Consider the following 13,733-nt stretch of genomic DNA (forward strand, 5'->3'; position numbering starts at 1 on the left):
ACACCGAGTAAAGACAGCGATGCTCGTTGGACAAAGAAAAACGGCCTCTACAGACTCGGTTACAAACAACATACCCGCACCGATGAGGAAGGCTATATCGAGAAACTGCACATCACCCCCGCCAATACCCACCTGTTGCCTTTGCTGGAAGGTATAGCCAAAGATACGACCGTCTATGCCGATAAAGGCTACGACAGTAAGGAAAACCGGCAACATCTGAAAGAGCATCAGTTGTTAGACGGCATTATGCGCAAAGCCCACCGCAACCATCCGCTGACGGAAGTGCAAACCAAACGCAACCGATATTTGTCGAAGACCCGTTATGTGGTCGAACAGAGCTTCGGTACGCTGCACCGTAAATTCCGCTACACCCGGGCAGCCTATTTTGGTCTGCTCAAAGTGAGTGCACAAAGCCATCTGAAGGCGATGTGTTTGAACCTGTTGAAAGCCGCCAACAGGCTAAGTGCGCCTGTTGCCGCCTAAAAGGCGGCCCGGGTGCCTGATTATCGGGTGCCCGGGGAGGATTAAGGGGGTATTTGAGTAGAATCAGTGGATATTTGAAACAAAAACAGCCGAAAACCTGTGTTTAGGTTTCGACTGTCGGGGGAAAAGGAATTTTGCAAAGGTCTCAGTCTATACATCTGTGCAAAGCGAACTGCAATCGGCGCTAGCTGGATGCTCTTGCTCTTATCTTACTTAAACAGCGTTGTGATCCCTATTTGAAAAACGGTCGATTGGTGGAACTCTTCCCTGAAATTGAAAAGCAAAAATGGCAGCTTTATTTATACCGACCATATCAAACGATCGTTACGGAACGGATAATGTGGGTGTATGACAGGCTAAAAGAGATTTTATTAGCGAAAATAGTTCAAGCATAAAAAATGGTGAGTTCATCTTGCTTTTTATCTCCTGCAAATGCGGCGACGTCGTCGCATTTAATAAACTCGTTGTTCAATTTCCTGCAAACGTGCAGTCAAACGTTCTTGTTGCTGTCTGAAACGTTCCGCGATTTGCAAGGTTTTAATGCTGTACGCAAAATTTCCGTTATCCAGCTTGACCACTAAGCCCTCGGCAATCAGGTCTTCCAAGTCCCGGCTGACATGTACCGGCGAAATACCGAGGCCGTCTGAAATTTCCTTGTTGCTGATACCGATAATCGGATGGGCTTCCAATGCCTTAAAGACTTTTAAAAGTCGTACGCCTTTGGCACTCATCACGCACTCCGTTTCACTTCATCCAATTTGGACTTCATCCCCAACTCAACCGCGATTTCATGCGCCTTACCACGACTTGCCTTAACGGTCCCATTCAAAATCCGAGACACATAAGTCGGGTCATAGCCACGCGCATCGCACCAATCCTTAATCGTTTCACCGCGCTCTCGGAAACCTGCTTTTATTTTTTCTGCTTTCACGGAATATCTCCTGTTTCGTTCTCGTGTTAAAATTCCCGATTGTTTAAAGATTTAAACAATCTTGGTTAAATGTTGTGTAAATAATAGTAGAAATATCCCACTATTGCAAGGTTTATTTCCACTTATTTGAGGAATTTTAGGCATGGTTTTGGAGAAAATTAGGCAGGTTATTGAATTTAATAAGATTACACTTGATGAATTTGCCGAAAAAATTGGAGAAAAACCAACCAGATTGAAGGATGTACTGCGAGGAAAGCAGCGTCCGCCGCTAGAAATGATCCAATCCATAGTGGAAAATTTTCAAATAGATGCAAACTGGCTGATTGGAAAAGGAGGGAATTTCCACCCAATAGAGGAAATTGACAAAGATGAATACGCATACATCCCAATGTATGACGTAGAAGTGTCCGCAGGGAATGGCGCGGCCGCCTATGGAGTGGCAGAACCGGCCAACCACTTGGCTTATCGCAAAGACTGGCTTAAGTTACGCGGCCTGTTCGCCAAAGACCTCAATTGCGTTACCGCACGAGGAGACAGCATGGAGCCCACCATTCATAGTAAAGACACACTCTTGGTAGACACCTCTAAAAACAACCCGCGCGACGGACAGATTTACGTAATCCGCTCCGGTGACACACTATGGGTCAAACGCATCCAAAAACAGATTGACGGCAGCCTGCTGCTGATTTCAGATAATGATACCTATCCGCCGATGTCATTGATGTTGGCAGATCATCCCGATATTCAGGTCATCGGCCAAGTGGTTCAAATCTCAAAAGACCTTAATTAACTTACAATAGGAAAAAATGATGACAGAAACGAATTACTCTTTTGAAGGGCTGATAATTGAAAAAATTATTACCCATCGTATTTATCCGAAAAATGAAAATAGAGAGCGTGTAGAACCTAAAATCAGTACACAGTTGATTAACTTGCCTATTACGGCAAGAAGAACATTGGAAAACAGGCTGACCAAAGCTTTGGGTAATAAATCTCATGGCATTGAAATGTCTATTGCCAATACGGCTGAAAATAGTTTTTTTCAGATAGCAGCAGCCATACAACTCAAAGACGAAGCAGAGTTTATTGAAGATTCCGCACAATTTGCTCACATGTTGACCGATGCACAACTGAATACAAATGCACCGGGTGGTATTTTGTTGGTTTTAAAAGGTAGAGTTGGAGATACTGGTAAGCCATTTTTATGTGTGATTAAGGCTGAGCCTCAAGATGGGTTCAGGACCAAAGAAGAGGATGACTTTATCACGATTGAATTCTTAGAAGAATTATTACTGACCGATTCAGCAAGATTATTCAAGATAGGTTTTTTGGTGGCTGAAACAGTAAGGCCGCTAGAGCAAATACAATCTGAGAATTATCGAGCTTTTTTGTATGACCATCTGATGACACAAACGGAAACTAGACCGGCAGCTTCCTATTTCTATCAAGTATTCTTGGGTATGAGTATAGCTGCTTCTTCCCGTAAGCTGACACAGAATTTTTTTGAATGGACACGTAATTTTATCGATAACTCTGATTTGAGTGATGATGAAAAGTTAGATACACATGAAGCATTGCGTGTCACATTGAAAAGTGCAGCAGCAACCATCAGCGTTAACAATTTTGCTCAAAATTATTTACCTGAAGACAAGCAAAAAGCTTATACAGAATTTATGGTGGAAAAGGATTTTCCTCAAAATGCCGTAAGTAAAGATATTGAATATATCAAAAATCGTTTACGCAAACGAAGGTCTTACGGATTCAGCAATGGTGTGGTTATCTTGACACCTCCCGAAAAAACCAAAGACTATATGGAAATTGCAATGCCAGAAGATGGGGAATATACTATTGTCAAAATTAAAGGACTGTTGCAACAACAAAAATGAGCGATATTGATGATTTCAAAAGCTATTTAAAAAGCCACCAAGCGGCATTTGCCGCTTGGGGTAAATTTGTGGCTGAAGAAATTCAAAATCAATTATCCGAAGTCATTTCTCCTGTTCCGGTTGCCAATTTTCTAAAAATTGAAGCAAAGCCTAGAGTCAAAGAAATTTCTTCAGCTCTGTCCAAGATTGGTCGAAAAAACTACACTTCGCCTCAAACTCAAATGACTGACTTGGTCGGCGTACGTTTTGTGGTATTGCTTGCGGAACATATTCAAATAGTTTGTGAAATCATTGAATCCTCATCTCAGTGGAATGCTAAAGTTTCGAAAGATTTTGCAGATGAAATTCAGCAAAATCCCAAAGCATTTGACTATCAATCCAAACATTACGAGATTCGTCCTAAACAAGCATTCATTACACCCGAAAATGTCAGCATCCCTGCTGATTTGTGCTGTGAAGTTCAGGTGCGTTCTTTACTCCAACATGCTTATGCAGAGCTGGTTCATGACAATATATACAAGCCTGACGGCAATGTTCCAAAGAAAGCAGAGCGCGAAGTCGCGAAGAGCATGGCTTTGATGGAAACTACAGATGACTTATTTAGTCGTACTCTGGCAATTTTGAAAGAAGCAAATCAACCCCAAGAAGAACTTCTTCCCCAATTATCACAGCTTTATCAAGAGGAAATAGGGCTTGTTCCTGAAGTTGATAAAAAAACCAATATGATTTTTCTAGAAACATTTCAATCCAGCATTGACCCTTCAAATATTCTTGCTAATATCCGGTCACTTTTGAATGAGAAGAAATATCTTGCTAATCGGATAAAAGAAAATGCTGAAGAAATGTATTTTTTCAGTCAGCCAGCAGCTTTGTTGGTTTATTGGCTGATTGAGAAAGTTGGTGCAGATGAAGTATGGAAAAAATGGCCTTTGCCTGCATACAACAAAAACCTGAAATTCATTTGTACTGATTTGGATAAGCAACCATCCCATGAACTCTTTTAACTCCCTTTAAAAGCCCATTCAAACAACCTTTTCTAAAATCCCTGTATTGATTTCAACCTCAATACAGGGATTTTTTTATGTCCACCAAATTCAACCAATTCATTGAGCGCGTCCTCTCCCACGAGGGCGGCTACGTCAATCATCCCAAAGACCCCGGAGGAGAAACCAACTGGGGCATCACCAAGCGCACCGCACAGGCAAACGGCTACAACGGCTCCATGCGTGCCATGACACGCGAACAAGCTATCGGCATTTACCGTCAAGCATTTTGGGAACGCTATCACGCCGATCAAATGCCGGAAGCGGTTGCGTTCCAATTCTTCGATGCCTGCATCAATCACGGTCATGGCAATGCTGCCCGTATGCTGCAACGCGCCGCAGGCGTGCCGGACGACGGCGTTATCGGAGCAGTCAGCCTCAAAGCCATCAATTCACTTCCTGAAAATGACCTCCTGCTCCGTTTCAATGCCGAACGTTTGGTGTTTTATACCAAGCTCGGCACGTTCACATCATTTGGCAAAGGCTGGATTCGCCGCGTGGCACAAAACCTGATTCATGCGTCTGCAGATAACACCGATTAAAGGGAGACAAACCATGTCAAAAAAGTCACTCATCGCCCTAATGACCGCAGCCATGCTGCCCGATTTCAGCCACAGCGACCTGGGCATTCGCTACGCCATGCCGACTCAGGGGTGTTGGACTCAAGCCCACCGCAAGAGCGGGGTAGCCGCCGCGAAACGCGCAGCCAAAAAAAAGCGTCGCAAATAACCGCCTTTTTCAAATGGTTGGGCGGCTTGGTATCTAATCCGGCCACAGGGAAAATCAGCCATACCAAACTATGGGCAAACGTGGCAGCCGTCTCTATGACCTATAAGTTCTCGCAAACAGCGGATGCACCGGAATGGCTCTGGTGGGCTTATGGCGCATTGGTCGGCGGGTATGCATTAATCAAACGCGGCATCGCGGCGATTCCGCAGGTCGCTGAAATCTATAAAGGAAAAGACGATGTGGAAAACGCTTAACCCTATTTGGCAGACCCTGATTCTGATTTTGCTGATAGCAGGTGAGGATGGCGACATTATCGAAACAGCTGAAATCCTGACCATGCCGTCTGAAAATGCAGCGGCGAATATCAAGACAAGCCAAAATCAGTCGGCCGATTTTGCCGAAAGCCCTGACAATAAGGAAAGCGATGCCGGTTTGATTATCGACACCCTTATCCCTGACGTAGACCGTCTGAACACACAAGGCCAGGCTCTGACGACTGCACTGGTGGCTGAAATTCAAAAAGGCGAAACCGAAAACAATATCCTCGACCGCTTGGCCGAAGCCTTTCCGAATATAGACGACAGCGAACTGCAAGACGAGTTGGCACGGGTGATTTTCTTATCTGATTTGGTCGGCCGCATTGAAGTGCGTGGAGAGTTGGCATGAATCCCGAAGACATCAAAGCCATTTTCGGCATGAAGCCCAAAGCGGCAGTTGAATACCTGAAGCAAAAAGGCGTGGCCGTGTCGTGGGACTGGCAGGACATGCTGGACGACGCACACGCCACCGCCTTTACCGTGGTCAAAACCGCAGGCATGGACGTGGCCAACGACATTTATCGCGCAGTCGTCAAAGCTGAAGAGACCGGACAAACGCTACCGGTATTGCAAAGCAAAGGTTGGTGGGGACGCACCCCAACAACCAATCCGGACACTGGCGAAGCCCAAACTGTTCAACTCGGTAGCCCGCACCGCCTGAAAACCATCTATCTGACCAATATGCAGTCAGCCTACATGGCTAGACGCTACGCTGAAATGATGGATTTTGTCGACACCCACCCGTATTGGCAATACGTCGCTATAAACGACAGCCGCACCCGTGACAGCCACCGTAGAATGCACGGCCGTGTCTATGCAGCAGCCGACCCGGTTTGGGACACCATGTATCCGCCGTTGGATTTCCGCTGCCGCTGCCGCGTGCGTCCATTATCACGCGCCGCAGGAGAAAGCCGTGCCTTACCTAGTCCGACACTTGAGACTCAAACCGTCGACATCGGTAGCAACGAATACACCGGAGAAGCTCGCTACGCCCAACGCACCGGCTTGCGGATTGACGGAAAGTTTGTTGCCCCAAGCGCAGGCTTCAATGCCAACCAAGGAAAAGCCATGCTCTCGCGAATGGCTTCTGTAGCTGTCCAAAAAGCACAATCCGTTCATCCTGATATTGCACGCGTAGCCTTAAAAATCATGATGACCAACAGCAAATTCAAATCCTCATTATCTGCTGTCGATTTGGCATGGGTACTAAAATTAATCAAAGGTTAGATATGCTTGAAATTAATCTTGATACTTCATCACTAGATCGTGGCTTGAGCCAGCTTCTACAAAACGTAAGCCATCGCGACCAAAATGACTTCATTAACCGAAGAAAACTTCGAAAGTGAAAGTTTCGGTGGAAACAGATGGAAACAAAGCCAACGCGCAGCTCAAGGCGGGCAGACTCTGCAACTGACCGGCCAACTTGCAGCCAGCATCTCCACACAAGTAGGCAACGACTTTGCACGTATCGGAAGCAACAAACCATATGCGGCAATCCACTACTTGGGTGGCTACCAGACAGAAACCATAGCGTCCAACTTCCAGCCCGACCCTATCTACCAATCAACGGCAGTGGTCAACTTCAAAACGGAGCAGATAAATGCATCCTTGACATTGCAATCGAGTCACTCAGTTCAGGCCTGTAAACAAAAAAAGACGAGCAAATTATACTCGTCTTTTTATTGCATTCTATGAAACTACTTTTCACAAAACCAATCCCACCAAATCCCGCTCCATCCAAAATAATCCCAATTATCTCAGAGACTCTATATATTTATCTCATTGGGTTTCATCTTGCCATTTTGTCTCACGATTGCTTATCCACAACCGCTTTCAACATCATGTAGAATTGACTTTTTTTCTCATCAAAAATATAACTCCCCGTCATAATTTCATTAAAATGCACCTGTTTACGCAGTTGTTTGAGCAAGCCTAGCTTGGGTTGAGACCCAACAAACCGTAAAGCATTTAATTTATTAACCAAGCCTACCTACTGCTTTTTAGGGTTTCAGACGACCTCTTTAAACCATAAGGTCGTCTGAAAAGCAAAAAACAGTCCGCAACTTCATTAATTCAGTGGTAGAGTCACAGTAAAATTAAGCAGCTTAAAACCTATTGATTTTATACTAAAAATTGGAGTACTATGAGCAAACTCTCTTGAGTATCATTAATCCTCATTTGACATATAGGAACAAAACAGCGGAATTTGTAGAAGAATAGGGAAAAGGAAATTAATTTATATTATGTTAAATTTATAAAGTAACATTTAAGCCTGATAACTCCAGTTTCTCTTAATTCTACAATCCCTTACAATATTCAAAAACAAAGGTCGTCAAAATTTTTGACGGCCTTTGTTTTTACACGGTATCAAAATCAATCCAATTTAATATTGTGGCGGATTCGCATTTGAAGTGCAACTTTCCCTAACAGAAAAAGGCCAGTATGCTACCGCATACTGGCCTTGAACTGCACCCCAAAAGTTGGACACATCCCCTCCAACTCACAAGGTGCAGTTTTTTTATGAGCAAATATACATTACACTTCAAATACCAAGCCGTACTCTACTACCTGCATATACGCAGCCAACAGCGTACCGCAGACCACTACGGCATCTCCCGAACCCACCTGCGACGATGGATACGCGCCTATCAAGAAGGCGGCATCGGCGCACTCGAACATCCCCAATCCAAAACCATGACCGACCACCGCAAAAAACCCTTCATCGCCGACAAACCCGACCACGAAAAAACACAGGCAGAGCTTATCGAAGAGTTGTGCTATATGCGCGCAGAGGTCGCCTACCTAAAGGAGTTAAAAGCCCTCAGCCAAAAGCGGACCGAAAAGGACAAAGCCAAACCGTCCAAACACTGAGGGCGCAACACCCGCTCAAATACCTGCTGCACATCGCAAACCTGCCCAAAAGCAGCTTTTACTACCACCACCAAGACCGACCCGACCCCGACGCAGCCGACAAAGCCCTCCTTATCGAAACCTACCGGCGGCATAAAGGACGCTACGGGCAAAGGCGCATTGCCGCAGCATTGGATTGGAACCGCAAAAAAGCAGCTCGGTTGATGAAACAGATGGGGCTGAAAGCCAAAATACGGGAGAAAAAAGCCTACCGCCATCCCGCCATGGGCGAAATATCGGAACACCTCCTCAAACGTCTATTCACAGCCAAAAAGCCCAACGAAAAATGGCTGACCGACGTGACCGAACTCAAAGGAAAGGACCGCAAACTGTACCTCTCGCCGATCTTGGACTTGTTCAACCGAGAAATCGTCGCCTATGCCATGAGCCGCAATGCTAACAGCGAAATGGTGAAGGAAATGCTCGAAAAAGCCGCACCCCGGCTGACTGATAAAGGAACGATGCTTCATTCCGACCAAGGTGTGCTGTACCGTACGGCGGGATATAGGGAATTGCTGGCGGAGCATTCCATGGTTCAAAGCATGTCGCGAAAGGCGAATTGTTGGGACAATGCGCCGATGGAAAGCTTCTTTGCGGTGTTGAAGACGGAGTGTTTCTATAACGCAGGAGAATTGACGGTGGATGAATTGATGAAGCAGATAGATGACTATATGGATTACTACAACCGGGAGCGTTGCAGTCTGAAATTGAAAAAGCTGAGTCCTGTCGCATACAGAACCCAGCTTGCACAGAGCGCCTGAAAAGGCTTTTATGAGTGTCCAAGATTTGGGGGCCAGTTCAAAATTAATTTCTGCTTTCAGACGACCTTATACGTTTGTCCTTCAAATATACCGTTTGTGTTGTTCTTTACATTTTTTGTTTAAATTTAAATTAAACTAAGGAAGGTTAACCAACCTCAGTTTTTTAATACGCAAATCTAAGGAACAACATGAAAATTCTTCTCTCTGCACTTACCCTATCCACCCTCCTGCTCACCGGCTGCGGTACACTGACCGGCATTCCTTCACACGGCGGCGGCAAACGCTTTGCCGTCGAACAAGAACTCGTCGCCGCCTCGTCCCGTGCCGCCGTCAAAGAAATGGATCTGTCTGCCCTGAAAGGCCGAAAAGTCGCCCTTTACGTTTCTACCATGGGCGATCAAGGATCGGGCAACATTACCGGCGGACGCTACTCCATCGATGCATTGATTCGCGGCGGCTACCAAAACAACCCCGACAGCGCCACCCAATACAGCTATCCCACCTACGATACTACTGCCACTACCAAAGCTGATGCGCTCTCCAGCGTTACCACTTCCACATCGCTTTTGAACGCCCCCGCCGCCGCTCTGACTAAAAACAGCGGACGCAAAGGCGAACGGTCTGCCGGATTGTCTGTCAACGGCACGGGCGACTACCGCAACGAAACCCTGATTACCAATCCCCGCGACGTTTCCTTCCTGACCAACCTCGTCCAAACCATCTTCTACCTGCGCGGCATCGAAGTCGTGCCGCCCGAATACGCCGACACCGACGTATTCGTAACCGTCGACGTATTCGGCACCATCCGCAGCCGTACCGAACTGCACATCTACAACGCCGAAACCCTTAAAGCCCAAACCAAGCTCGAGTATTTCGCCGTTGACCGCAACAGCCGGAAACTGCTGATCAAACCTACCTCTGCCGCCTACGAATCCCAATACAAAGAAAAATACGCCCTTTGGACCGGCCCTTACAAAGTCAGCAAAACCGTCAAAGCTTCAGACGGCCTGATGGTCGATTTCTCCGACATCACCCCCTACGGCGACACAACCGCCCAAAACCGTCCCGACTTCAAACAAGGCAATGCCCAAAACCTTGATGTCAGCGACGAAGTCATCCGCCGCCGTGAAGGAGAATAAACCGTGAAACCGCTGCGCAGACTGACAAACCTCCTTGCCACCTGCGCCGTAACGGCGGCTGCCTTCGGGCAGCCCGCCCTCGCGGCGGAATTAGCGGGAGATCCGTTCATCAAACAGAATATCAATCGGGAAAATTTCGAGCCTGGCGGGAAATACCATCTTTTTGGCAGTAGGGGGGCTTTAGCTGAACGTACCGGCTCCATCGGTTTGGAAGGTATCCAAAGCAACCAAATGGGTAACCTGCTTATTCAACAAGCAACGATCAAAGGCAATCTTAGTTATACCGTCCGTTTTTCTGGACACGGACACGAAGTCCACTCTCCCTTCGACAATCATGCCAGCCGTTCTGCTTCAGACGAGCAGGGTAACCCTGTCAACGGATTTACCTTGTACAAACTCGAGTGGAGCGGACACGAACACCATCCTGCCGACGGATACGACGGACCTCAAGGCGGTGGCTATCCTGCTCCCAAAGGTGCGCGTGATATATACAGCTATGATGTAAAAGGTATCGCGCAAAACATCAGCCTGAACATAACGGACAATCGTAGTACACAACAGCGGCTAACTGATCGTTTTGACAATGCAGGCAGAATGCTGACGCAAGGCATAGGCGATGGCTACCGCAGGGCAACCGAATACAATCCCGCATTGAACAAATTAGGCAATGCCGCCGAAGCTATTAATGGTTCGGCAGACATCATTAAAAATGTCATCGGTGCAGCAGGCGAGATTATCGGAGCAGGCGATGCTGTACAAGGTATAGGCGCAGGCATAGACATTGCCACCATGCACGGTTTAGATCTGCTTTCCACCGAAAACAAAATTAAAGCTGTCAGCAATTTGGGTGGTTTGTCGCAATTCCAGAACAATGCCACAGAAACCGTCCGTGATTGGGCGGTCAGAAACCCGAATGCGGCACAAGGAGCAGAAGCACTTGGTAATATCGCCAAAGCGATTGTCCCTGTTACCAAAGGGGCAGAATATGCTCGAACCCGATACGACTGGGGTGGTATAGGTGCAAGCACCGTCAAACAGTCGCAGATGGGCGCAGTTGCATTGCCGAAAGGGAAAGCACCTGTCGGGGAAAATTTTTCCCAAGCCCAACAAGGACGGTACAGTTATGATTCACCGTACCACTCCCGCACTGTCAGAACGGAATTGGAACAGCGTTACGGCAAACAAAATGTCAAATCCTCGACAGTACCGCCGTCAAACGGCAAAAATGTCAAACTGGCAAACCAAAGCCACCCGAAGACCGGGGTGCCGTTTGACAGTAAAGGATTTCCGAATTTTGAAAAAGACGTAAAATACGATACAAGAATTAATACCAAGGAGTTCAGATCGAAGGGTTCGACAGGGCAAATGAGGCTGGCGACCAAGGATCTGGCGGAAGCCATTCAAAAAGGACAGGTTCGCAAGTCAAGCTTTAACACAGAACAATTAAGGGCAATCGAAAAAGGAGAATCTAAAATACCGGATTATACTTGGCATCATCATCAGGATACCGGACGTATGCAGTTAATTCGTGAGGATATACATAGGCGTACAGGACATATAGGTGGTGAAGCAATGAATAAAGGTAAATGATTATGTGGAAAATTAGTAAAGAAAATTGTGAAGATTTAGGATTTGCAATAATCTGCATGTTCTATGATGCTATTAATCTTTCTGAATTTAAATTATGGTTAGATATAGTTGTTAGAGATACTCCTATTGATAAAATTCCATTGTATATTTTTGATTTGATTGATTTTGATAAGAGTATAGGGGAAATTTATGATTTAATTGGAGTCGTTAATTATGGTTACATTTCAAATGATCAAAAAAATGCATTAACGGGCATTGCCTTCTTAAGGGATATAGATGTCTATGATTCTCCCGTCTCAAAAGAAAAAGCATTAAAAGCCTTAAAGAAACATCCTGAAATTTATCATAGGTTTCAGCATTTCTTTCCATTTGTAGAACTGCCCCCGCTTTAAACAGTCAAAATGCCGTCTGAAACGATATTTGCTTTTCAGACGGCATTTTTGATACAAAGCGGGTAACTAAAAGAGCGTTTGACGACAAAGGAAAATCTAAAATACCAAATTACACTTGGCATCATTATCAAGATACAGGAAGGATGCAATTGATTGGTGAAGACTTGCATCATGATACCGGCCATATTGGTTGGGAAGCAATGAACAAAGGAAGGTAACTATGTGGAAAATTACGAAGGAGCAAGGTCAAGATTTAAGTTTTGCAACATATTGCTTATTATCGGCAGCAATTAATTTGCAAGAATTTAAATTATGGTTGGAGAAGGTTGTCTTAGATATGCCTATTGATAATATACCTTTTTATATTTTTGATTTAATTGATCTTAAAGGAGGAGTAGGAGATATTTATAATATTTTGGATTTTGTTCCGAATTCAGACTTATCTAAAGACCAAGATGACGCATTAACAGGCATTGCCTTCTTAAGGGGGATAGATGTCTATGACCCTCCCGTTTCAAAAGAAAAAGCATTAAAAGCCTTAAAGAAACATCCTGAAATTTATCAGAGGTTTCAGCATTTCTTTCCATTTGTAGAACTGCCTCCGCTTTAGAGGGTAATGAGGTCGTCTGAAAAACATCAGACGACCTTTGGCATCATCATCAAGATACAGGAAGGATGCAATTGATTGGTGAAGACTTGCATCATGATACCGGCCATATTGGTTGGGAAGCGATGAGTAAAGGAAAGTGACTATGTGGAAAATCATAAAAGAGGATAGTGATGATTTAGGATTTGCAATTAAATGCTTATTCTCTCAATCTATTGATTTAAATGAATTCAAGTTATGGATTGAACAAGTAATACGCGATATGCCCATTGAGGACACCCCTTTTTATATTTTTGACTTGGCGGATTTCGATGGGGTAATTGCCGATATTGACAATATTGTAGGTTTTGTTTCGAGTTACAGCCTATCAAAATCGAAAAAAAAATGCCTTGACGGGTATTGCCTTCTTAAGGGGTATAGATGTCTATGACCCTCCCGTTTCAAAAGAAAAAGCGTTACAAGCCTTAGAAAAACATCCTGAAATTTATCAGAAGTTTCAGCATTTCTTTCCATTTGTAGAACTGCCTCCGCTTTAAAGGGTAAAAAGGTTGTCTGAAAAACATCAGACGACCTTTCCTTCATTTGAAACGGAATATTGAGAACTGAGTTCTTCAAAAATCCCACACCTGCTCCTTCCACGGCAGCACCTTGGTCAAAACGGCAGACGGCTACAATGAAAGCATCAACAATTGTTTTTGGCGGATTTTTTATTACAGATAATGGAGAACGAATCCAAATTCCTATTTTAGAAAATCCTAACATTAAAGAAATAAATAACTTTTTTTCTGTATCAAATTTTGAAAAAAAAGCCGGAGTCCTTGTTTTCAGAATTATTCCTGAGCCTGAATTTGGCAATAATGAATTAACTGAGACCTTTGCAAAATTCCCCAAAATCCCCTAAATTCCCACCAAGATATTTAGAGGATTTTCCATGAGCACCTTCTT

17 protein-coding genes and 5 pseudogenes are annotated in these 13,733 nt (G+C 44.9%); 20 read left to right on the top strand and 2 right to left on the bottom strand.

Annotated elements, in window-relative coordinates; translation table 11 throughout:
• On the top strand, window positions 1–483 hold a 483-nt coding region (locus ACTHR7_RS10445), incomplete at its 5' end, for an IS5 family transposase (protein WP_440370772.1).
• 452 nt (window positions 484–935) lie between these two features.
• Here the strand turns inward: ACTHR7_RS10445 and ACTHR7_RS10450 are convergent.
• Both ACTHR7_RS10450 and ACTHR7_RS10455 read right to left on the bottom strand, forming a co-directional pair.
• Entirely contained in the window at window positions 936–1,214 is a 279-nt protein-coding gene (locus ACTHR7_RS10450) for a DNA-binding phage protein (RefSeq protein ID WP_049322374.1), read from the bottom strand.
• On the bottom strand, window positions 1,214–1,414 hold the full coding sequence (locus ACTHR7_RS10455) for a DNA-binding protein (protein WP_440370773.1): 201 nt from the start codon (window positions 1,412–1,414) through the stop codon (window positions 1,214–1,216). Before ACTHR7_RS10455 ends, ACTHR7_RS10450 begins: the two co-directional genes overlap by 1 nt.
• 142 nt (window positions 1,415–1,556) lie before the next feature.
• Between ACTHR7_RS10455 and ACTHR7_RS10460 the strand changes: the two genes are divergently transcribed.
• The 19 genes and pseudogenes from ACTHR7_RS10460 to ACTHR7_RS10550 all read left to right on the top strand — a co-directional run.
• Complete coding sequence (locus ACTHR7_RS10460; protein ID WP_440370774.1) at window positions 1,557–2,204, top strand: LexA family transcriptional regulator; 648 nt, start codon at window positions 1,557–1,559, stop codon at window positions 2,202–2,204.
• A gap of 19 nt (window positions 2,205–2,223) precedes the next feature.
• Complete coding sequence (locus tag ACTHR7_RS10465; protein WP_440370775.1) at window positions 2,224–3,300, top strand: nucleoid-associated protein; 1,077 nt, start codon at window positions 2,224–2,226, stop codon at window positions 3,298–3,300.
• Window positions 3,297–4,304, top strand: a complete 1,008-nt coding sequence (locus ACTHR7_RS10470; protein WP_440370776.1) for a GTP pyrophosphokinase — start codon at window positions 3,297–3,299, stop codon at window positions 4,302–4,304. Before ACTHR7_RS10465 ends, ACTHR7_RS10470 begins: the two co-directional genes overlap by 4 nt.
• Window positions 4,305–4,381: 77 nt before the next feature.
• The gene (locus tag ACTHR7_RS10475) at window positions 4,382–4,885 is read left to right on the top strand and encodes a glycoside hydrolase family 108 protein (RefSeq protein WP_049322369.1); all 504 of its coding nucleotides are present in this window, start codon (window positions 4,382–4,384) and stop codon (window positions 4,883–4,885) included.
• A 13-nt stretch (window positions 4,886–4,898) separates the two neighbouring features.
• Window positions 4,899–5,072, top strand: a complete 174-nt coding sequence (locus tag ACTHR7_RS10480; RefSeq protein ID WP_049322420.1) for a hypothetical protein — start codon at window positions 4,899–4,901, stop codon at window positions 5,070–5,072.
• Window positions 4,997–5,326, top strand: coding sequence for a hypothetical protein (locus ACTHR7_RS10485; protein ID WP_440370777.1), 330 nt, complete (start codon window positions 4,997–4,999; stop codon window positions 5,324–5,326). Before ACTHR7_RS10480 ends, ACTHR7_RS10485 begins: the two co-directional genes overlap by 76 nt.
• On the top strand, window positions 5,310–5,738 hold the full coding sequence (locus tag ACTHR7_RS10490) for a hypothetical protein (RefSeq protein WP_440370778.1): 429 nt from the start codon (window positions 5,310–5,312) through the stop codon (window positions 5,736–5,738). Before ACTHR7_RS10485 ends, ACTHR7_RS10490 begins: the two co-directional genes overlap by 17 nt.
• Window positions 5,735–6,616: a phage head morphogenesis protein gene (locus ACTHR7_RS10495; protein WP_440370779.1), complete on the top strand. Its 882-nt coding sequence runs from the start codon at window positions 5,735–5,737 to the stop codon at window positions 6,614–6,616. Before ACTHR7_RS10490 ends, ACTHR7_RS10495 begins: the two co-directional genes overlap by 4 nt.
• A gap of 2 nt (window positions 6,617–6,618) precedes the next feature.
• A pseudogene (locus ACTHR7_RS10500) lies at window positions 6,619–7,035 on the top strand (phage virion morphogenesis protein).
• An 874-nt stretch (window positions 7,036–7,909) separates the two neighbouring features.
• Window positions 7,910–8,260 carry a helix-turn-helix domain-containing protein gene (locus tag ACTHR7_RS10505; protein ID WP_070583436.1) on the top strand — a complete coding sequence of 117 codons (351 nt, stop codon included), beginning with the start codon at window positions 7,910–7,912 and terminating at the stop codon, window positions 8,258–8,260.
• Entirely contained in the window at window positions 8,164–9,060 is an 897-nt protein-coding gene (locus ACTHR7_RS10510) for an IS3 family transposase (RefSeq protein ID WP_107867345.1), read from the top strand. The genes ACTHR7_RS10505 and ACTHR7_RS10510 overlap by 97 nt, the downstream gene beginning before the upstream one ends.
• 188 nt (window positions 9,061–9,248) lie before the next feature.
• The gene (locus ACTHR7_RS10515) at window positions 9,249–10,199 is read left to right on the top strand and encodes an adhesin (RefSeq protein ID WP_107867346.1); all 951 of its coding nucleotides are present in this window, start codon (window positions 9,249–9,251) and stop codon (window positions 10,197–10,199) included.
• A 21-nt stretch (window positions 10,200–10,220) separates the two neighbouring features.
• Window positions 10,221–11,789, top strand: coding sequence for a MafB family polymorphic toxin (locus tag ACTHR7_RS10520; RefSeq protein ID WP_296186742.1), 1,569 nt, complete (start codon window positions 10,221–10,223; stop codon window positions 11,787–11,789).
• Between the two features lie 2 nt (window positions 11,790–11,791).
• A complete protein-coding gene (locus tag ACTHR7_RS10525) occupies window positions 11,792–12,181 on the top strand; it encodes a hypothetical protein (protein WP_296186739.1) in 390 nt (129 codons plus the stop codon).
• 83 nt (window positions 12,182–12,264) lie between these two features.
• A pseudogene (locus ACTHR7_RS10530) lies at window positions 12,265–12,399 on the top strand (HNH endonuclease); the annotation flags it as partial.
• Window positions 12,400–12,401: 2 nt separating this feature from the next.
• Window positions 12,402–12,791, top strand: a complete 390-nt coding sequence (locus ACTHR7_RS10535; protein ID WP_440370780.1) for a hypothetical protein — start codon at window positions 12,402–12,404, stop codon at window positions 12,789–12,791.
• 38 nt (window positions 12,792–12,829) lie between these two features.
• Window positions 12,830–12,931, top strand: a pseudogene (locus ACTHR7_RS10540) (HNH endonuclease); the annotation flags it as partial.
• 2 nt (window positions 12,932–12,933) lie between these two features.
• Window positions 12,934–13,324: pseudogene (locus ACTHR7_RS10545) on the top strand (hypothetical protein).
• A 137-nt stretch (window positions 13,325–13,461) separates the two neighbouring features.
• Window positions 13,462–13,686 (top strand): annotated as a pseudogene (locus tag ACTHR7_RS10550) (DUF6911 family protein); the annotation flags it as partial.
• Window positions 13,687–13,733: the final 47 nt, after the last annotated feature.

Source organism: Neisseria sp. P0007.S010, assembly GCF_051962875.1.
GTDB lineage: Bacteria > Pseudomonadota > Gammaproteobacteria > Burkholderiales > Neisseriaceae > Neisseria > Neisseria subflava_A.